This is a genomic window from Salmonella sp. NW722 (genome assembly GCF_051702785.1).
Taxonomy (GTDB): Bacteria; Pseudomonadota; Gammaproteobacteria; order Enterobacterales; family Enterobacteriaceae; genus Salmonella; species Salmonella enterica.
In genome coordinates, this window is record NZ_JAMMIN010000002.1 from 510,116 (window position 1) to 528,230 (window position 18,115).

The 18,115-nt window shown below is 53.8% G+C and carries 20 protein-coding genes and 1 CRISPR repeat array; of the genes, 17 read left to right on the forward strand and 3 right to left on the reverse strand.

What is annotated here, in order from left to right; genetic code table 11:
- Positions 1–18: 18 nt before the first annotated feature.
- The 5 genes from cas7e to cas2e are packed head-to-tail and all read left to right on the forward strand — an operon-like array spanning position 19 to position 3,729.
- Entirely contained in the window at positions 19–1,077 is a 1,059-nt protein-coding gene (gene cas7e, locus NA330_RS06735) for a type I-E CRISPR-associated protein Cas7/Cse4/CasC (protein ID WP_001537534.1), read from the forward strand.
- Positions 1,078–1,086: 9 nt separating this feature from the next.
- Complete coding sequence (gene cas5e, locus NA330_RS06740; protein WP_023227125.1) at positions 1,087–1,812, forward strand: type I-E CRISPR-associated protein Cas5/CasD; 726 nt, start codon at positions 1,087–1,089, stop codon at positions 1,810–1,812.
- On the forward strand, positions 1,812–2,516 hold the full coding sequence (gene cas6e / locus NA330_RS06745; RefSeq protein ID WP_000281412.1) for a type I-E CRISPR-associated protein Cas6/Cse3/CasE: 705 nt from the start codon (positions 1,812–1,814) through the stop codon (positions 2,514–2,516). The genes cas5e and cas6e overlap by 1 nt, the downstream gene beginning before the upstream one ends.
- A complete protein-coding gene (gene cas1e, locus NA330_RS06750) occupies positions 2,516–3,433 on the forward strand; it encodes a type I-E CRISPR-associated endonuclease Cas1e (protein ID WP_000118674.1) in 918 nt (305 codons plus the stop codon). The genes cas6e and cas1e overlap by 1 nt, the downstream gene beginning before the upstream one ends.
- A gap of 2 nt (positions 3,434–3,435) precedes the next feature.
- Positions 3,436–3,729, forward strand: coding sequence for a type I-E CRISPR-associated endoribonuclease Cas2e (cas2e, locus tag NA330_RS06755; RefSeq protein WP_000062282.1), 294 nt, complete (start codon positions 3,436–3,438; stop codon positions 3,727–3,729).
- 84 nt (positions 3,730–3,813) lie between these two features.
- A CRISPR array of direct repeats spans positions 3,814–6,711; the repeat unit is 29 nt; unit sequence GTGTTCCCCGCGCCAGCGGGGATAAACCG.
- A 14-nt stretch (positions 6,712–6,725) separates the two neighbouring features.
- Here cas2e and NA330_RS06760 read toward each other — a convergent pair.
- A complete protein-coding gene (locus tag NA330_RS06760) occupies positions 6,726–7,772 on the reverse strand; it encodes an aminopeptidase (RefSeq protein WP_000490481.1) in 1,047 nt (348 codons plus the stop codon).
- A gap of 250 nt (positions 7,773–8,022) precedes the next feature.
- On the opposite strand from NA330_RS06760, the gene cysD reads away from it, so the two are divergent.
- From cysD to NA330_RS06810, 10 genes are all read left to right on the forward strand, one after another.
- On the forward strand, positions 8,023–8,931 hold the full coding sequence (gene cysD, locus NA330_RS06765; RefSeq protein ID WP_000372384.1) for a sulfate adenylyltransferase subunit CysD: 909 nt from the start codon (positions 8,023–8,025) through the stop codon (positions 8,929–8,931).
- Positions 8,932–8,940: 9 nt separating this feature from the next.
- On the forward strand, positions 8,941–10,380 hold the full coding sequence (gene cysN, locus NA330_RS06770; protein WP_023241748.1) for a sulfate adenylyltransferase subunit CysN: 1,440 nt from the start codon (positions 8,941–8,943) through the stop codon (positions 10,378–10,380).
- Complete coding sequence (gene cysC, locus NA330_RS06775; RefSeq protein ID WP_001173663.1) at positions 10,367–10,972, forward strand: adenylyl-sulfate kinase; 606 nt, start codon at positions 10,367–10,369, stop codon at positions 10,970–10,972. The genes cysN and cysC overlap by 14 nt, the downstream gene beginning before the upstream one ends.
- Before the next feature lie 50 nt (positions 10,973–11,022).
- Positions 11,023–11,346 carry a DUF3561 family protein gene (locus tag NA330_RS06780; protein ID WP_001537530.1) on the forward strand — a complete coding sequence of 108 codons (324 nt, stop codon included), beginning with the start codon at positions 11,023–11,025 and terminating at the stop codon, positions 11,344–11,346.
- A gap of 190 nt (positions 11,347–11,536) precedes the next feature.
- Positions 11,537–11,848, forward strand: coding sequence for a cell division protein FtsB (gene ftsB, locus NA330_RS06785; RefSeq protein WP_000517480.1), 312 nt, complete (start codon positions 11,537–11,539; stop codon positions 11,846–11,848).
- A gap of 18 nt (positions 11,849–11,866) precedes the next feature.
- A complete protein-coding gene (ispD, locus tag NA330_RS06790) occupies positions 11,867–12,577 on the forward strand; it encodes a 2-C-methyl-D-erythritol 4-phosphate cytidylyltransferase (protein ID WP_000741653.1) in 711 nt (236 codons plus the stop codon).
- Positions 12,577–13,056 (forward strand): 2-C-methyl-D-erythritol 2,4-cyclodiphosphate synthase, encoded by a 480-nt coding sequence (gene ispF, locus NA330_RS06795; protein WP_001219244.1) that lies wholly within the window; start codon positions 12,577–12,579, stop codon positions 13,054–13,056. Before ispD ends, ispF begins: the two co-directional genes overlap by 1 nt.
- On the forward strand, positions 13,053–14,102 hold the full coding sequence (gene truD / locus NA330_RS06800) for a tRNA pseudouridine(13) synthase TruD (RefSeq protein WP_000134246.1): 1,050 nt from the start codon (positions 13,053–13,055) through the stop codon (positions 14,100–14,102). The genes ispF and truD overlap by 4 nt, the downstream gene beginning before the upstream one ends.
- Positions 14,083–14,844, forward strand: a complete 762-nt coding sequence (gene surE, locus NA330_RS06805; RefSeq protein WP_001221537.1) for a 5'/3'-nucleotidase SurE — start codon at positions 14,083–14,085, stop codon at positions 14,842–14,844. Before truD ends, surE begins: the two co-directional genes overlap by 20 nt.
- The gene (locus NA330_RS06810; protein WP_000253545.1) at positions 14,838–15,464 is read left to right on the forward strand and encodes a protein-L-isoaspartate(D-aspartate) O-methyltransferase; all 627 of its coding nucleotides are present in this window, start codon (positions 14,838–14,840) and stop codon (positions 15,462–15,464) included. The genes surE and NA330_RS06810 overlap by 7 nt, the downstream gene beginning before the upstream one ends.
- A 138-nt stretch (positions 15,465–15,602) precedes the next feature.
- Here NA330_RS06810 and NA330_RS06815 read toward each other — a convergent pair whose 3' ends face one another.
- A complete protein-coding gene (locus NA330_RS06815) occupies positions 15,603–15,761 on the reverse strand; it encodes a peptidase (protein ID WP_223148970.1) in 159 nt (52 codons plus the stop codon).
- On the opposite strand from NA330_RS06815, the gene nlpD reads away from it, so the two are divergent.
- Positions 15,691–16,773, forward strand: coding sequence for a murein hydrolase activator NlpD (nlpD, locus tag NA330_RS06820; protein WP_223149274.1), 1,083 nt, complete (start codon positions 15,691–15,693; stop codon positions 16,771–16,773). The genes NA330_RS06815 and nlpD overlap by 71 nt on opposite strands.
- A 62-nt stretch (positions 16,774–16,835) precedes the next feature.
- Entirely contained in the window at positions 16,836–17,828 is a 993-nt protein-coding gene (rpoS, locus tag NA330_RS06825) for an RNA polymerase sigma factor RpoS (RefSeq protein WP_000081498.1), read from the forward strand.
- 44 nt (positions 17,829–17,872) lie between these two features.
- On the opposite strand, the gene NA330_RS06830 is transcribed toward rpoS, so the two are convergent.
- Positions 17,873–18,109, reverse strand: coding sequence for a non-oxidative hydroxyarylic acid decarboxylases subunit D (locus tag NA330_RS06830; RefSeq protein WP_000562964.1), 237 nt, complete (start codon positions 18,107–18,109; stop codon positions 17,873–17,875).
- Positions 18,110–18,115: the final 6 nt, after the last annotated feature.

Below are 18,115 nucleotides of genomic sequence, written 5' to 3' on the forward strand. Positions count from 1 at the left end.
TTTTAGAAGGATTTGATAATGACAACTTTTATTCAACTGCATTTATTGACTGCTTATGCGCCCGCTAACCTGAATCGTGATGAGTCTGGCAGACCGAAGACCGCGTTTATGGGAGGAGTTGAGCGTTTACGCGTATCGTCGCAAAGTCTGAAGCGTGCCTGGCGGGTGTCGGAAACTTTTGAAGCGGCAATGGATGGTTTTATGGGTAAGCGTACTCGTCGAATTGGCGTGGATTATGTTTATCGTCCGATGAAAGATGCCGGAATTGAAGAAAAAATTGCTAAGAGTTCGTCTGAGTTAATCGCTAAGCAATTTGGCAAGCTTAAAAGTGATAAAGATGCGAAACCGGAAAAAAATCTCGAAATTGAGCAGATCGTTCACGTCAGTAACCATGAAATTAGTTTGATTAAGCAACTGGTTGATACGCTAATTGCCGACAAACGCGAACCTAACGATGAAGAAGTGGAGTTGTTGCGCAAAGAGCAGCGTAGCGTAGATATGGCGCTGTTTGGCCGTATGCTGGCGTCATCGCCTGAGTTCAACGTCGAGGCTGCTTGTCAGGTATCCCATGCGTTGGGCGTAAGTGCCGTGACCGTTGAGTCTGATTTTTTCACCGCCGTTGACGATCTGAATAATAAAGAGGAAGACGCAGGTTCCGGGCATATGGGCGAGCAGGGTTTTGCCTCGGCGCTTTTCTATACCTATGTCTGTATCAGCCGCGATCTGCTGGTGGAAAACCTGGGTGGTAACGAAGAACTGGCGAAGCGTACTATCGCGGCACTCACTGAAACAGCGTTAACCGTCTCGCCAACCGGTAAACAAAACAGCTTCGCTTCTCGTGCCTATGCCACCTATGCGTTGGCCGAAGTCGGGCAAAAACAACCGCGTTCTCTGGCGGCGGCATTTTTCCAGCCGGTACGCGATACCGATCAAATTCCTGCGGCAATAACCCGTTTAAAACAGCAGCGCGCCAGCTTCGATAGCGTATACGGAAACTGTGCAGACGATTATCGCGAGTTGAACGTTCAGGAAGGTACGGGATCTCTGGCGGAATTACTGGCCTTTGTTAGCCAGTAAGGATGAATAATGAAGGAATATCTGGTTTTTCAGCTCTATGCGCCGCTGGCGTCGTGGGGGGAAGAAGCGTCTGGCGAGATTCGCCACTCAGCTACGGTTCCCACGCGCTCTGCGCTATTGGGTCTGCTTGCCGCAGCGTTAGGAATTCGTCGCGACGAAGAAGCGCGGCTGAATAACTTTAACCGGCACTATCATCTGGCGGTGCACGCGTTGGCTTCACAAGATCGCTGGTTGCGAGATTATCACACCGTTGGCGCGCCGCGAGAAAACAAAAAGTATCGTTATTACACGCGCCGGGATGAACTGACTCTTGCGCCGGATGAAGTGGGGACGCTTATCTCGCAGCGAGAATATCGCTGCGACGGCTACTGGCATGTGGCAATAAGCGCCACGCCTGATGCACCACATTCGCTTAGCGAATTGCGAGAGGCGCTGCTGACACCGCATTTTCCGCTCTATCTGGGGAGAAAATCCTGCCCGCTGGCGTTACCGTTAGCGGCGCGTTTAATGACCGGCACCTTAAAAGAGGTATTCACCCATGCTGTGGAGGAGATTTCCGCAGCAGAATTAAGTGGATTTACCCTGCGTGAGGGCATTTGTTATTGGGATGATCCTGATGAGGAGAGTCTGGTCTGGCAACAAAAGCAGCATAGCAATAACCAGCCAGTTAGCCGCCAACGCTGGCAGTTTGGCGGCTACACCCGCTTCAATGGGCCGTTGCAGGAGAGAACATAATGTATCTTTCTCGTATTCAACTCCGGTTTAATAATTTGCGACCGGAGATGTTGGCAAAGTGGAATTCAGCCAGGCCTTATGCCAGCCACCAGTGGTTATGGCAGCTCTTTCCGGAACAGGAATTGCGTCAGTTTCTGTTTCGCGAAGAGGCGCATGGCGGCTTTTTTATGCTCTCGGCAATACCGCCGTTATTGCAGCACTCCCTGTTTCTTATTGAAACCAAACCATTTAATCCGCAACTGACAAATGGTCTTGAGCTTGATTTTCAACTACGAGCTAACCCGGTGATAACCCGTAACGGTAAGCGCAGTGACGTGATGATGAACGCGAAACATCAGGCGAAGGCGAATGGTGTGGAGAAAGAGCGGTGGTGGGAGCTTCAACAGCAGGCCGCGCAGGCGTGGCTGGAACAACAAGGGCAGCAGCATGGTTTCCGGTTGATTGCACCGGAACCTGATGATTTCGCTATGTGGGCTGGTGACGAGTACAGTGAATTGCAGGCGCATTGTGGATGCGTGCAAGCGTATCAGCAGCATCGTTTTGTCCGTAAAGACCAGGAAACCCCAATCACTTTCAGTAGCGTTGATTTTAGCGGTGCGCTCTGTATCACCGATGCAGCACTGTTTAAACAGGCTTTATTTTCCGGATTAGGTAAAAGTAAAGCGCTGGGCTGCGGAATGCTGATGGTAAAAAGGAAACGCTGATGAGCTGGCTGCCGCTGAATCCCATCCCGTTGAAAGACCGTGTTTCGATGATATTTCTCCAGTACGGACAAATAGATGTGATCGACGGTGCGTTTGTGCTTATCGATAAAACGGGTGTACGTACCCATATTCCTGTTGGATCGGTGGCCTGCATCATGCTGGAACCGGGGACGCGGGTTTCCCATGCCGCCGTGCGACTTGCGGCAACGGTGGGTACGTTACTGGTGTGGGTGGGGGAAGCGGGCGTACGCGTTTACGCTTCGGGGCAGCCTGGTGGTGCCCGTTCCGACAAATTGCTTTATCAGGCGAAACTTGCACTGGATGAAGATTTGCGGCTGAAGGTCGTGCGTAAAATGTTTGAATTACGTTTTGGCGAACCCGCGCCGAGCCGTCGTTCTGTAGATCAATTGCGTGGTATTGAGGGGAGCCGTGTGCGGGCAACCTATGCACTACTTGCTAAGCAGTATGGCGTGAAATGGCAGGGACGTCGCTACGATCCGAAAGACTGGGAGAAAGGCGATGTCATTAATCAGTGTATCAGCTCGGCAACCTCCTGCCTCTATGGCGTAACGGAGGCGGCAATACTGGCTGCCGGATATGCGCCCGCGATTGGATTTGTGCACACCGGCAAGCCGCTTTCTTTTGTCTATGATATTGCCGATATCATTAAATTTGAGACCGTTGTACCGAAAGCATTTGAAATTGCGCGACGTAATCCTGCCGAGCCTGATCGTGATGTCCGTATTGCCTGCCGGGATATCTTCCGCAGTGGAAAAACATTGGCGAAATTGATTCCTCTTATTGAAGATGTTCTCGCGGCAGGGGAAATTCAACCGCCGTTACCTCCTGAAGATTCACAACCCATAGCGATCCCTCTTCCTGTTGCGTTGGGAGATTCCGGTCATCGGAGCACCTAACGATGAGTATGCTGGTTGTCGTTACCGAAAATGTTCCTCCTCGTCTGCGGGGGAGGCTGGCCGTCTGGTTACTGGAAATTCGAGCTGGTGTGTATGTTGGTGATGTTTCCGCAAAGATCCGCGAGATGATATGGCAACAGGTTTCCGTTCTGGCAGATGAGGGAAATGTTGTTATGGCGTGGGCGACAAATACAGAATCAGGTTTTGAGTTTCAGACTTTTGGTGTAAATCGACGTATTCCGGTAGATCTTGATGGACTGCGATTGGTGTCGTTTCTACCTGTTGAAAATCAATAAGTTAGAGATCTTTAAAAATTAGGAAAAGTTGGTGGGTTTTTTGTGCGCTAAAAAAGTATTTAAATTCAATTGGGTAGATTTAGAGTGTTCCCCGCGCCAGCGGGGATAAACCGCGAACACTGGCTTAAGTGCCATTGCTGGAAGTGTGTTCCCCGCGCCAGCGGGGATAAACCGCGTCATCATACCAACTGCTGGTCGATACGATTGTGTTCCCCGCGCCAGCGGGGATAAACCGATAACAGCGGCCACAATATAAACAATGGTTAAGTGTTCCCCGCGCCAGCGGGGATAAACCGCATTCTGACTAACGCCACCACAATTGCCGCTAGTGTTCCCCGCGCCAGCGGGGATAAACCGATGTCAGCGCAGGAGATGGCGGCGACTGCTGGGTGTTCCCCGCGCCAGCGGGGATAAACCGCGCCGCCCCCATCACAGCACCCCGGCCAGCTTGTGTTCCCCGCGCCAGCGGGGATAAACCGGTCTTGAGCAGTGGGCGCAAGAGTCTGGTTATGTGTTCCCCGCGCCAGCGGGGATAAACCGGAATCGCGGGAATTAATATTAAATCTGGCGTCGTGTTCCCCGCGCCAGCGGGGATAAACCGCGGGCATTTGCCCGCTTTTCATTACAGTGATTGTGTTCCCCGCGCCAGCGGGGATAAACCGTTCTGGCAATGGTCTTATTTTTTGAGGTTTAGGTGTTCCCCGCGCCAGCGGGGATAAACCGGTCACGTGCGGTTATCCTGCAATTTCTGACGAGTGTTCCCCGCGCCAGCGGGGATAAACCGGTTTACAGCCTGAGCAATGCCGGAATGAATGAGTGTTCCCCGCGCCAGCGGGGATAAACCGTATTTCAATATTCATTCATTGCAGGCGTAGGAGTGTTCCCCGCGCCAGCGGGGATAAACCGACGCGAGCGCCGGTAGTCAGCACATCATTAAAGTGTTCCCCGCGCCAGCGGGGATAAACCGCATAACCATAACCAAATTGGGTTAATGGCGCCGTGTTCCCCGCGCCAGCGGGGATAAACCGCCAGCCTCTTCAACGAGTTCGAGAAACGCGGTGTGTTCCCCGCGCCAGCGGGGATAAACCGTCTGGTCGTCCGAGGCTGAGGCCGAGTGGCTGGTGTTCCCCGCGCCAGCGGGGATAAACCGCGCACCTGCCGGGACATGACCCTGCCGGAGCTGTGTTCCCCGCGCCAGCGGGGATAAACCGGCGTTTAAACGCTTTTTTGATATCGGCTTCAGGTGTTCCCCGCGCCAGCGGGGATAAACCGTTAGAGTTGAAATTGATGGCATTGAACTTGGCGTGTTCCCCGCGCCAGCGGGGATAAACCGTACCAAAGATACCGCCGCGCTGCTTTCTGGTAGTGTTCCCCGCGCCAGCGGGGATAAACCGGCATTGCCTGGCTGAGTCCGTCGCTAACTGCGGTGTTCCCCGCGCCAGCGGGGATAAACCGTAGCTTCTTTGTTCGTGCGGGGCGGATTATGCGTGTTCCCCGCGCCAGCGGGGATAAACCGCATAATTTACGCGGCCCTTTTTTGGTCACCCAGTGTTCCCCGCGCCAGCGGGGATAAACCGCGAATAAACAGGCCTGTAACGCGCTCCAGCGTGTGTTCCCCGCGCCAGCGGGGATAAACCGGCTCCGCCTTGAAAATAACATCTGACATTGTGGTGTTCCCCGCGCCAGCGGGGATAAACCGTGCCGGGGTTCTGCAGTCTCTATTTTCCTCGCGTGTTCCCCGCGCCAGCGGGGATAAACCGGAGCTGATAGAGGCCAACCCGGACGCAAAAATGTGTTCCCCGCGCCAGCGGGGATAAACCGTGCACATACATCCTCACTTACTGGGTCTGACAGTGTTCCCCGCGCCAGCGGGGATAAACCGAGCTGTTCGGCGTGGCGGCGTAGCGCCTCGGGGTGTTCCCCGCGCCAGCGGGGATAAACCGCTGCTGATGTAATGGCCGACGCAGATGCTGTGGTGTTCCCCGCGCCAGCGGGGATAAACCGAAAGTTGACACAATAGCGAAATCAATTACTGAGTGTTCCCCGCGCCAGCGGGGATAAACCGTTGTTGCAGGCGGGAGAACGCAGCGCGTACCCCGTGTTCCCCGCGCCAGCGGGGATAAACCGGCGACCTGCTCGACAGCATTCAGTTTGTTGTTGTGTTCCCCGCGCCAGCGGGGATAAACCGTGATCCAGCCACTTAAACAAAATGATCCACATGTGTTCCCCGCGCCAGCGGGGATAAACCGGGCCACACCGACAACCGCAACGGATACAAACAGTGTTCCCCGCGCCAGCGGGGATAAACCGCAGCCGGAACGACAGCAGCGACAGCGACGTGGGTGTTCCCCGCGCCAGCGGGGATAAACCGATATTATAAAAAAAATAATAACCTCTCAGAAAGTGTTCCCCGCGCCAGCGGGGATAAACCGGTTTGGTTCATCCTGAACGGCGTTCGTGGGGAGTGTTCCCCGCGCCAGCGGGGATAAACCGCGCCCGCATGATGGCGCGGTTACTTAATGTCAGTGTTCCCCGCGCCAGCGGGGATAAACCGCGGTATGCTATTGACAGGAGTGAGATTTTAGATGTGTTCCCCGCGCCAGCGGGGATAAACCGAATCTTCAGAGGACTCAGATCCTGATTACGTTGTGTTCCCCGCGTCAGCGGGGATAAACCGTTGATTACAGTAAAATTTACGTTTATTCAGTCGTGTTCCCCGCGCCAGCGGGGATAAACCGAAATCTCCACCGTGGATATTTCGGTTATTGGTGTGTTCCCCGCGCCAGCGGGGATAAACCGATGTGCGCATTATTGCTAACCATAGAGACTCAGTGTTCCCCGCGCCAGCGGGGATAAACCGATATTTTGGCAACTCGTCGTACATTATCGCCAGTGTTCCCCGCGCCAGCGGGGATAAACCGTCGCACAACGCCTGGATATCCGCCCATCGGCCGTGTTCCCCGCGCCAGCGGGGATAAACACGTTTCACCAGCATATCAGGACGTTTTTTCCGCCTTCGCCAGCTCTTTTACCAACGGCAGCATTATCCGCACTACATCGCGGCTACGGCGCTCAATCCTCCCTGGCAGCGCCTTGTCAATATGCTGTTGATTATCAAGCCGTACGTCGTGCCAGCTATTGCCGTTCGGGAAGGATGCATTTTTCACGCGTTGCTGGTATCCGTCTTTTTTACCCAGATTCCAGTTCGTCGCCTCAACAGAAAGCACCGATATTCCCGCTTTATCGAAAACCTCCGCATCATTACAGCAACCCGTTCCTTTGGGGTAGGATGGATTGCGTCCCGGATTGGTGTTGGCGGCGATACCATAACGGCGCGCAATCGCTAATGCCCGATCGCGGGTCAGTGTACGCACCGCTTCCGGCGTATTTTTCCCGCTATTAAAATAGAGCTTGTCGCCAACAATCAGGTTATCGAGATTAATCACCAGCAGCGTATTTTTCTTCTCAGCGTCACTCATTCGTTTGAGTAAATTTTCCGCGCCTAGCTTTCCCTCTTCTTCCCCGCTGGTGGCGATAAAACGAATCCCATAATGGGTCGGTATATCTTTCAGACGCGCCGCCAGTTCCAGCATAACGCCTAATCCCGCGGCATTATCATCCATTCCCTGTAACGTTAAACCGCCCAGATTGGCATCGACATCAGCGTCGCTCTGCGGAGCGTAGGTATCCAGATGCGCCATAATGATGATCTGTTGCGGCACGCGCCCTTCATGGGCGGCGATGACCGTACTGCCCGTCACGTTATGCCAGTTTTTGCGATTATCCTTCGTGGTATAAATAAATCGGCTATTAAACGTTCGAATATCGCTTTGGTATCCCATCTGGGTAAATTGTTGGCGTAAATAATCGGCAGATAACATCTCGGCGGGGGAGCCCGTCATTCTCCCGGGAAAAAAGGTGGCGATATGTCGTGCCTGAGTATTCGCTATTTCACCAGGCCCTGGTGATGCTGCTTGTGCAGGAAGGATAAAGCCTACGCCGAGCGCCAGAATGACGGCAAAGCGGCGCGTTGCGGAAAACATAATGAGTCCTTAAATACAGAACAAAATTTTACGTGGCTAGTATGAAACCGCGATCGTGTTAATACAATTTCATTTGCTCCTAAATGCTGGCAATCCGGTACGTTAAGCATTTTTTGATATTGGTTTTTGGGCCGCGTTATTCCTTTGAGGAACTACTCATTCCAATTCGTCATTTCATTCACTCTCCTGCGCTCCCTATAGTCGTGTAATCGAAATGTTTAGCAAAAAACGGTATTGCAAAGGAACGGTTATGGATCAAAAACGACTCACCCACCTGCGGCAACTGGAGGCGGAAAGTATCCACATTATCCGTGAAGTGGCAGCGGAATTCGCTAATCCGGTCATGCTGTACTCCATTGGTAAAGACTCCAGCGTCATGCTGCATCTGGCGCGTAAGGCGTTTTATCCGGGTACGTTACCGTTCCCGCTATTGCACGTTGATACCGGTTGGAAATTCCGTGAGATGTACGCCTTTCGCGATCGTACCGCCAACGCATATGGCTGCGAGTTGCTGGTACATAAAAATCCGGAAGGCGTGGCGATGGGCATCAATCCGTTCGTTCACGGTAGCGCTAAACACACCGACATTATGAAAACCGAAGGGTTAAAGCAGGCGCTGAATAAGTACGGTTTTGATGCCGCGTTCGGCGGCGCACGGCGCGATGAGGAAAAATCCCGTGCGAAAGAACGTATTTACTCCTTTCGTGACCGTTTCCATCGCTGGGACCCGAAAAATCAGCGTCCAGAGTTGTGGCGTAACTATAACGGTCAGATTAATAAAGGCGAAAGTATACGCGTCTTCCCGCTCTCCAACTGGACAGAGCAGGATATCTGGCAATACATCTGGCTGGAAAACATCGACATCGTGCCGCTGTATTTGGCTGCTGAACGCCCGGTTCTGGAACGTGACGGCATGTTGATGATGGTGGATGACGATCGTATCGATCTCCAGCCTGGCGAAGTCATCAAAAAAAGGATGGTGCGCTTCCGTACACTTGGCTGTTGGCCGCTCACCGGGGCGGTGGAATCCCACGCGCAAACGCTGCCGGAAATTATCGAAGAGATGCTGGTTTCTACCACCAGCGAGCGCCAGGGAAGGATGATTGACCGCGATCAGGCGGGGTCGATGGAGCTTAAAAAACGTCAGGGGTATTTCTAAGGAGCCGCCATGAACACCATACTTGCACAACAAATCGCCAATGAAGGCGGCGTCGAAGCCTGGATGATGGCCCAACAGCACAAAAGCCTGCTGCGTTTTTTAACCTGTGGCAGCGTTGATGACGGTAAAAGTACGCTGATAGGTCGTTTGCTGCACGATACCCTGCAAATTTATGAAGATCAGCTCTCTTCTCTGCATAATGACAGTAAACGTCATGGCACGCAGGGAGAAAAACTCGATCTGGCGCTGCTGGTAGATGGGCTGCAGGCCGAGCGTGAGCAGGGCATTACTATTGACGTCGCGTACCGCTATTTCTCCACGGAAAAACGAAAATTTATTATCGCCGACACGCCGGGCCATGAACAATATACCCGGAATATGGCGACCGGAGCGTCCACCTGCGATCTGGCGATCCTACTGATCGACGCGCGTAAAGGCGTGCTGGATCAGACGCGTCGCCATAGCTTTATCTCCACTCTGTTGGGGATCAAACACCTGGTGGTGGCAATCAACAAAATGGATCTCGTTGACTACCGCGAAGAGACCTTCGCCCGTATTCGTGAAGATTACCTGACCTTTGCTGAACAGTTGCCGGGCGATCTGGATATTCGCTTTGTCCCGCTTTCGGCGCTGGAAGGGGATAATGTCGCCGCGCAGAGCGCCAATATGCGCTGGTACAGCGGTCCGACGCTGCTGGAAGTCCTGGAAACGGTAGACATACAGCGTGCGGTAGACCGTCAGCCGATGCGCTTTCCGGTACAATACGTCAATCGCCCGAACCTTGATTTTCGGGGGTATGCCGGCACTCTGGCGTCTGGTAGCGTCAAAGTCGGAGAGCGCATTAAAGTGCTGCCGTCCGGCGTGGAATCCAGCGTGGCGCGTATCGTCACTTTTGATGGCGATAAAGAAGAAGCCTGTGCGGGCGAAGCCATTACCCTGGTACTCAACGACGACATTGATATTAGCCGCGGCGATCTGCTGCTGGCGGCAAACGAGACGCTGGCACCTGCGCGGCACGCCGCGATCGATGTGGTATGGATGGCGGAACAGCCGCTGACGCCGGGCCAAAGTTACGACGTTAAACTTGCGGGTAAGAAAACCCGCGCGCGTATCGAGGCTATTCGCTATCAGATTGATATCAACAATCTGACTCAACGAGACGTCGAGAGCCTGCCGTTAAACGGTATTGGTCTGGTAGAGATGACATTCGATGAGCCGCTCGCGCTGGATATTTATCAGCAAAATCCGGTGACGGGCGGACTGATTTTTATCGACCGGCTTTCTAACGTTACCGTGGGCGCTGGCATGGTGCGGGAACTGGACGAACGCGGAGCGACGCCGCCCGTGGAATACAGTGCGTTTGAGCTGGAGCTGAATGCGCTGGTACGCCGTCATTTTCCGCACTGGGACGCCCGCGATTTGCTGGGAGATAAACATGGCGCTGCATGATGAGAACGTGGTCTGGCATTCTCATCCCGTTACTGTCGCCGCCCGTGAACAGCTCCACGGCCACCGTGGCGTGGTGCTGTGGTTTACCGGACTCTCCGGTTCGGGAAAATCAACGGTGGCCGGCGCGCTGGAAGAGGCGTTACATCAGCGTGGCGTCAGTACCTACCTATTGGACGGCGATAATGTGCGCCACGGTTTGTGCCGTGATTTAGGCTTTAGCGATGCCGATCGCCAGGAGAATATCCGGCGGGTAGGCGAAGTGGCCAGCCTGATGGCGGACGCCGGCCTGATTGTTTTGACGGCATTTATTTCTCCGCACCGCGCCGAGCGGCAACTGGTAAAAGAGCGCGTCGGCCACGATCGTTTTATCGAGATTTATGTCAATACGCCGCTGGCTATCTGTGAACAGCGCGATCCTAAGGGGTTGTATAAAAAAGCGCGCGCGGGCGAGTTGCGTAACTTTACCGGCATCGACGCCATTTACGAAGCGCCTGACTCGCCCCAGGTTCATCTTAATGGTGAACAATTAGTAACAAATTTGGTTTCCCAATTATTAGACCTGCTGAGACGGCGCGATATTATCAGATCCTGAGACACCACCGGGCTTGTATGCCCGGTATGGTCAAGGTTACAGGATTTAATATGCGTAATAGCCATAACATTACTTTCACAAGGTCAGACGCCTTCATGGTCGACGATGACGCCACCAGTGCATTTCCGGGGGCGGTGGTCGGCTTTGTGTCATGGCTGCTGGCGTTGGGGATCCCTTTTCTGCTTTATGGCCCTAACACGCTGTTTTTTTTCCTCTATACCTGGCCCTTTTTCCTCGCGTTAATGCCGGTATCGGTGATTATCGGCATTGCGTTGCATCTGCTGGTAAAGGGCAAAATACTTTTTAGCATTATGTTTACTCTACTGGCCGTAGGCGCGCTGTTCGGCGCGTTATTTATATGGCTATTAGGGTAGACGGGTTATCAGTGCGCCTCCGGTCATAATTCAAACCGTAACCAACAATGAGATTATGTTCTCCTTACTCGGGTATACGTAACATCCGGCAAATGTGGTACATTTGCCGGCGTTGTCGCGGCAATCCCGTCCTGAATGTGGAGTCACAGAGGACGTTATGGGATGATGATGCCGTTTTTCAGGGGGCAGGATGGGTAAACTAACGCTGCTGTTGCTGGCTTTACTGGTCTGGCTACAGTACTCGCTGTGGTTCGGTAAGAACGGCATACATGACTATAGCCGCGTCAACGATGATGTGGTCGCGCAGCAGGCGACAAACGCCAAACTTAAAGCGCGTAACGATCAGCTTTTTGCCGAAATTGACGATCTCAATGGCGGCCAGGAAGCGATTGAGGAGCGCGCGCGCAACGAACTTAGCATGACCAAACCGGGCGAAACCTTCTATCGTCTGGTGCCTGACGCCTCAAAACGCGCGGCAACGGCGGGGCAAACTCATCGATAAACCATCCAGGGATTTAACATGGCAGCCACTTTATTGGACGTTTGCGCCGTGGTGCCGGCTGCCGGATTTGGCCGCCGAATGCAAACAGAATGTCCTAAGCAGTATCTCTCAATCGGTAATAAAACCATTCTGGAGCACTCAGTTCATGCGCTGCTGGCGCATCCTCGGGTGACACGCGTTGTTATTGCTATCAGCCCTGGCGATCATCGCTTTGCCCAACTTCCGCTGGCGAATCATCCGCAAATCACCGTTGTGGATGGCGGCAACGAACGCGCTGATTCCGTTTTGGCCGGGTTACAGGCCGTTGCAAAGGCGCAGTGGGTGCTGGTGCACGACGCGGCAAGACCCTGTTTGCATCAGGATGACCTTGCGCGGTTGCTGACCATCAGCGAAAACAGCCGGGTTGGCGGTATCCTCGCCAGTCCGGTGCGCGACACCATGAAACGCGGCGAACCGGGGAAGAACGCTATTGCCCATACCGTAGAGCGCGCCGATTTATGGCACGCGCTCACCCCGCAGTTTTTCCCCCGCGAACTCTTGCACGATTGTCTGACGCGTGCGCTGAATGAAGGCGCGACCATCACCGACGAAGCGTCAGCGCTGGAATATTGTGGTTTTCATCCGGCGCTGGTAGAAGGTCGCGCGGATAACATCAAGGTCACTCGTCCGGAAGATCTGGCGCTGGCGGAATTTTATCTGACCCGAACCATCCACCAGGAGAAAGCATAATGCGAATTGGACACGGTTTTGACGTACACGCGTTTGGCGGAGAAGGGCCGATTATTATTGGCGGCGTGCGTATCCCTTATGAAAAAGGGCTATTGGCGCATTCCGATGGCGATGTGGCGTTACATGCGCTGACCGATGCGCTGCTGGGCGCGGCGGCGCTTGGCGATATCGGCAAGCTCTTCCCGGATACCGATCCGGCATTTAAGGGAGCGGATAGCCGCGAACTACTGCGTGAAGCCTGGCGTCGTATTCAGGCCAAGGGGTACACCCTCGGCAACGTGGATGTCACCATTATTGCGCAGGCGCCGAAAATGCTGCCGCATATTCCGCAAATGCGCGTCTTTATCGCCGAAGATCTCGGCTGCCATATGGATGACGTTAACGTGAAGGCGACGACGACGGAAAAGCTCGGATTTACCGGACGCGGAGAAGGCATTGCCTGCGAAGCGGTCGCGTTGCTGATGAAGGCGGCGAAATGACAGAGTTTGACAATCTCACCTGGCTGCACGGAAAACCACAAGGTAGCGGATTGCTGAAAGCGAATCCGGAAGATTTTGTGGTGGTTGAAGATTTAGGCTTTACGCCGGATGGTGAAGGCGAGCACATTCTGCTGCGTATTTTGAAAAACGGTTGCAATACCCGTTTTGTCGCTGACGCGCTGGCGAAATTCCTGAAAATTCACGCTCGCGAAGTGAGCTTTGCCGGGCAAAAAGATAAACACGCCGTTACCGAGCAGTGGCTGTGCGCGCGCGTGCCGGGGAAAGAGATGCCCGATTTCAGCGCCTTTCAGCTGGAAGGTTGTAAAGTGCTGGAATACGCGCGTCACAAGCGTAAGCTGCGTTTAGGCGCGCTGAAAGGCAATGCCTTTACGCTGGTGTTGCGTGAAATAAGCGATCGCCGCGATGTCGAAACACGATTGCAGGCGATTCGCGATGGCGGCGTGCCGAACTATTTCGGCGCACAGCGATTCGGCATTGGCGGCAGCAACTTGCAGGGCGCGCTGCGCTGGGCGCAAAGTAACGCGCCGGTGCGCGATCGCAATAAACGCAGTTTTTGGTTGTCGGCGGCACGTAGCGCGTTGTTTAATCAAATTGTTCACCAGCGGCTGAAGAAACCAGACTTTAATCAAGTTGTTGACGGCGATGCGCTACAATTAGCGGGGCGTGGAAGCTGGTTCGTCGCGACATCTGAAGAACTGCCTGAATTGCAGCGCCGGGTAGACGAAAAAGAGCTGATGATTACAGCGTCGTTGCCGGGCAGCGGAGAGTGGGGAACACAGCGTGCGGCGCTGGCGTTTGAGCAAGATGCCATTGCCCAGGAAACGGTGTTGCAATCGCTGTTGCTGCGCGAAAAAGTAGAGGCGTCGCGCAGAGCGATGCTGCTTTATCCGCAACAATTAAGCTGGAACTGGTGGGATGACGTTACCGTCGAGTTACGTTTCTGGCTGCCCGCAGGCAGTTTTGCCACCAGCGTAGTAAGGGAACTGATCAACACAATGGGTGATTATGCGCATATTGCTGAGTAACGATGACGGGGTTCACGCGCCCGGTATACAAACGCTGGCGAAAGCGCTGCGTGAGTTTGCTGATGTACAGGTCGTAGCCCCGGATCGTAACCGCAGCGGCGCGTCTAATTCCCTCACGCTGGAATCTTCGCTTCGTACTTTTACCTTTGATAATGGCGATATCGCCGTACAGATGGGGACGCCGACCGATTGCGTCTATCTGGGCGTTAATGCCTTAATGCGTCCGCGTCCGGATATTGTCGTTTCCGGTATTAACGCGGGTCCGAATCTGGGCGATGATGTGATCTATTCCGGTACTGTCGCCGCGGCGATGGAAGGTCGTCATCTCGGCTTTCCGGCATTAGCGGTCTCCCTTAACGGCTATCAGCATTATGATACGGCTGCGGCCGTGACTTGCGCGCTTTTGCGAGGGTTAAGCCGGGAGCCGTTGCGTACCGGGCGTATTCTCAACGTGAATGTCCCGGATCTACCGTTAGCGCAGATTAAAGGCATCCGCGTGACTCGCTGTGGTAGCCGCCATCCAGCGGATAAAGTAATCCCGCAGGAAGATCCGCGCGGTAATACATTGTACTGGATTGGCCCGCCAGGCGATAAATACGATGCCGGGCCGGATACCGATTTCGCGGCGGTGGATGAAGGCTACGTCTCCGTCACGCCGTTGCATGTGGATTTAACCGCGCACAGCGCGCATGATGTGGTTTCAGACTGGTTAGACAGCGTGGGAGTTGGCACGCAATGGTAAGTGGACGTGTACAGGCTCTTCTTGAACAATTGCGCGCGCAGGGCATCAGAGATGAGCAGGTGCTTAATGCGCTTGCCGCAGTGCCGCGCGAGAAATTTATTGATGAAGCGTTTGAACATAAGGCCTGGGAAAATATCGCTTTGCCGATAGGCCAGGGTCAGACGATTTCGCAGCCCTATATGGTGGCGCGAATGACGGAACTGCTCGAACTGACGCCGCAATCCAGGGTGCTGGAAATTGGCACCGGTTCCGGCTATCAGACGGCGATTCTGGCGCATCTGGTACATCACGTTTGCTCCGTTGAGCGGATTAAGGGGCTGCAATGGCAGGCGCGTCGCCGCCTGAAGCAGCTCGATTTACATAATGTTTCTACCCGTCATGGCGATGGCTGGCAAGGCTGGCAGGCGCGTGCGCCGTTTGACGCTATCATTGTGACGGCCGCGCCACCGGAAATTCCTACCGCGCTCATGGCACAGTTGGATGAAGGCGGCATTCTTGTTCTGCCCGTGGGCGATGAGCAGCAGTTTTTGAAACGCGTGCGTCGCCGGGGCGGCGAATTTATTATCGATACCGTGGAGGCCGTTCGCTTCGTCCCGTTAGTCAAGGGAGAGCTGGCCTAGTTTGCTCTGCAAACACCCACTCTTACGCCTGATGAAGCCGAAACGAATACCTGGAGTTTTCCTGGTTATTCCCGGTGGGTTAAGCGTATCGTGAACACATTTTTCCGTGTTCACTTAATGCGTTGCACGGTTCTTACGTCACTGGTTGTTAACCAAATTTTTTCCTGGGGGATAAATGAGCGCGGGAAGCCCAAAATTCACCGTTAGTCGCATTGCGGCACTATCACTGGTTTCACTATGGCTGGCAGGTTGTACCAGTTCGTCAAACCCTCCGGCGCCGGTCACGTCTGTGGACAGTGGGTCGTCATCAAATACCAATTCCGGGATGTTGATCACACCGCCGCCAAAAATGGGCGCGACAACGCAACAAACGCCGCAACAAGCGCCGCAAATTCAACCCGTTCAGCGTCCTGTAACGCAGCCCATGCAAACTCAACCGGTCACGGAACAACCCGTGCAGATGGAAAATGGGCGAATCGTATACAATCGCCAGTATGGGAATATTCCGAAAGGTAGCTATACGGGTGGCAGTACTTACACCGTGAAAAAGGGTGATACGCTTTTTTACATCGCCTGGATTACCGGGAACGATTTCCGCGATCTGGCCCAGAGAAACAGTATTTCTGCCCCGTATAGCCTGAATGTAGGGCAAACTTTGCAAGTTGGTAACGCATCCGGCACGCCAATTACTGGCGGAAATGCGATCACCCAGGCGGATGCAGCACAGCAAGGAGTTGTGACCAGGTCTGCACAAAATTCCACCGTTGCAGTTGCGTCTCAACCAACAATTACGTATTCTGAGGGCTCAGGTGAACAAAGTGCTAACAAAATGTTGCCAAACAACAAGCCTGCTGGGACGGTTGTCACAGCGCCTGTAACGGCACCAACGGTAAGCACGACCGAACCAAATGCAAGCAGTACGTCAACCAGCGCGCCGATTTCCGCATGGCGCTGGCCGACGGATGGCAAAGTGATCGAAAACTTTGGCGCTTCCGAAGGGGGCAATAAAGGGATCGACATTGCAGGCAGTAAGGGACAGGCTATCGTCGCAACCGCTGATGGGCGCGTCGTATATGCCGGTAACGCACTGCGTGGTTACGGTAATCTTATTATCATCAAACATAACGATGATTACCTGAGTGCCTACGCCCATAATGATACGATGCTGGTCCGGGAACAACAGGAAGTTAAGGCGGGGCAAAAAATCGCTACTATGGGTAGCACCGGCACCAGCTCTACACGCTTGCATTTTGAAATTCGTTACAAGGGGAAATCCGTAAACCCGCTGCGTTATTTACCGCAGCGATAAAGCGGCGGAACCAGGCTTTGACTTGCTAGTTCCGTCAAGGGATCACGGGTAGGAGCCACCTTATGAGTCAGAATACGCTGAAAGTTCATGATTTAAATGAAGACGCGGAATTTGATGAGAACGGAGTAGAGGCTTTTGACGAAAAAGCCTTGAGTGAAGAGGAACCCAGTGATAACGACCTGGCTGAAGAAGAGCTGTTATCGCAAGGGGCCACACAGCGTGTGTTGGACGCGACTCAGCTTTACCTTGGTGAGATTGGGTATTCACCACTGTTAACAGCCGAAGAAGAAGTCTATTTTGCGCGTCGCGCACTGCGTGGAGATGTCGCTTCTCGCCGTCGCATGATTGAGAGTAACCTGCGTCTGGTGGTAAAAATTGCCCGCCGTTATGGCAATCGTGGACTGGCGTTGCTGGACCTGATTGAAGAGGGCAACCTGGGGCTTATCCGTGCAGTCGAGAAGTTTGACCCGGAACGCGGGTTCCGCTTCTCAACATACGCAACCTGGTGGATTCGCCAGACAATCGAACGGGCGATTATGAACCAAACCCGTACGATTCGCTTGCCGATTCACATTGTTAAAGAGCTGAACGTATACCTGCGCACCGCACGTGAGTTGTCGCATAAACTGGACCACGAACCGAGTGCGGAAGAAATTGCAGAGCAACTGGATAAACCGGTTGATGACGTCAGCCGTATGCTTCGTCTCAACGAGCGCATTACCTCGGTAGACACCCCGCTGGGCGGTGATTCCGAAAAAGCGTTGCTGGACATCCTGGCCGATGAAAAAGAGAACGGTCCGGAAGACACCACGCAAGATGACGATATGAAACAGAGCATCGTCAAATGGTTGTTCGAACTGAACGCCAAACAGCGTGAAGTGCTGGCGCGCCGTTTCGGTCTGCTGGGATATGAAGCTGCGACACTGGAAGATGTAGGCCGTGAAATCGGTCTTACGCGTGAACGTGTTCGTCAGATTCAGGTTGAAGGCCTGCGCCGTCTGCGCGAAATTCTGCAGACGCAGGGGCTGAATATCGAAGCGCTGTTCCGCGAGTAAGTACCCTTGTCAAAAAAAGGCCAGTCGACAGACTGGCCTTTTTTTTACCGTTTGTCTTCTGCCAGCAGCGGCGGGATACTCGGCACCATTGGCGCGTCATCAATATCTTTTTGCGTCATGCGAAACGCTTGTGGATAGTGTTCGCGGCTGGTACGGCGTAACGGTTCGGTATCGCGCCAGGTATACAGACAATGCTGACACTGATATACCGTCCAGACTCCTTTTACCGGCGAAGTCGCCATGAGTTCAATATGTGCATCGGCACAGCGTGGACAAATCATCGGTTA

Coding starts and splice junctions, on each gene's coding strand:
- cas7e (WP_001537534.1), top strand. CDS start 19: ATGACAACTTTTATTCAACTGCATTTATTGACTGCTTATGCGCCCGCT.
- cas5e (WP_023227125.1), top strand. CDS start 1,087: ATGAAGGAATATCTGGTTTTTCAGCTCTATGCGCCGCTGGCGTCGTGG.
- cas6e (WP_000281412.1), top strand. CDS start 1,812: ATGTATCTTTCTCGTATTCAACTCCGGTTTAATAATTTGCGACCGGAG.
- cas1e (WP_000118674.1), top strand. CDS start 2,516: ATGAGCTGGCTGCCGCTGAATCCCATCCCGTTGAAAGACCGTGTTTCG.
- cas2e (WP_000062282.1), top strand. CDS start 3,436: ATGAGTATGCTGGTTGTCGTTACCGAAAATGTTCCTCCTCGTCTGCGG.
- NA330_RS06760 (WP_000490481.1), bottom strand. CDS start 7,772: ATGTTTTCCGCAACGCGCCGCTTTGCCGTCATTCTGGCGCTCGGCGTA.
- cysD (WP_000372384.1), top strand. CDS start 8,023: ATGGATCAAAAACGACTCACCCACCTGCGGCAACTGGAGGCGGAAAGT.
- cysN (WP_023241748.1), top strand. CDS start 8,941: ATGAACACCATACTTGCACAACAAATCGCCAATGAAGGCGGCGTCGAA.
- cysC (WP_001173663.1), top strand. CDS start 10,367: ATGGCGCTGCATGATGAGAACGTGGTCTGGCATTCTCATCCCGTTACT.
- NA330_RS06780 (WP_001537530.1), top strand. CDS start 11,023: ATGCGTAATAGCCATAACATTACTTTCACAAGGTCAGACGCCTTCATG.
- ftsB (WP_000517480.1), top strand. CDS start 11,537: ATGGGTAAACTAACGCTGCTGTTGCTGGCTTTACTGGTCTGGCTACAG.
- ispD (WP_000741653.1), top strand. CDS start 11,867: ATGGCAGCCACTTTATTGGACGTTTGCGCCGTGGTGCCGGCTGCCGGA.
- ispF (WP_001219244.1), top strand. CDS start 12,577: ATGCGAATTGGACACGGTTTTGACGTACACGCGTTTGGCGGAGAAGGG.
- truD (WP_000134246.1), top strand. CDS start 13,053: ATGACAGAGTTTGACAATCTCACCTGGCTGCACGGAAAACCACAAGGT.
- surE (WP_001221537.1), top strand. CDS start 14,083: ATGCGCATATTGCTGAGTAACGATGACGGGGTTCACGCGCCCGGTATA.
- NA330_RS06810 (WP_000253545.1), top strand. CDS start 14,838: ATGGTAAGTGGACGTGTACAGGCTCTTCTTGAACAATTGCGCGCGCAG.
- rpoS (WP_000081498.1), top strand. CDS start 16,836: ATGAGTCAGAATACGCTGAAAGTTCATGATTTAAATGAAGACGCGGAA.
- NA330_RS06830 (WP_000562964.1), bottom strand. CDS start 18,109: ATGATTTGTCCACGCTGTGCCGATGCACATATTGAACTCATGGCGACT.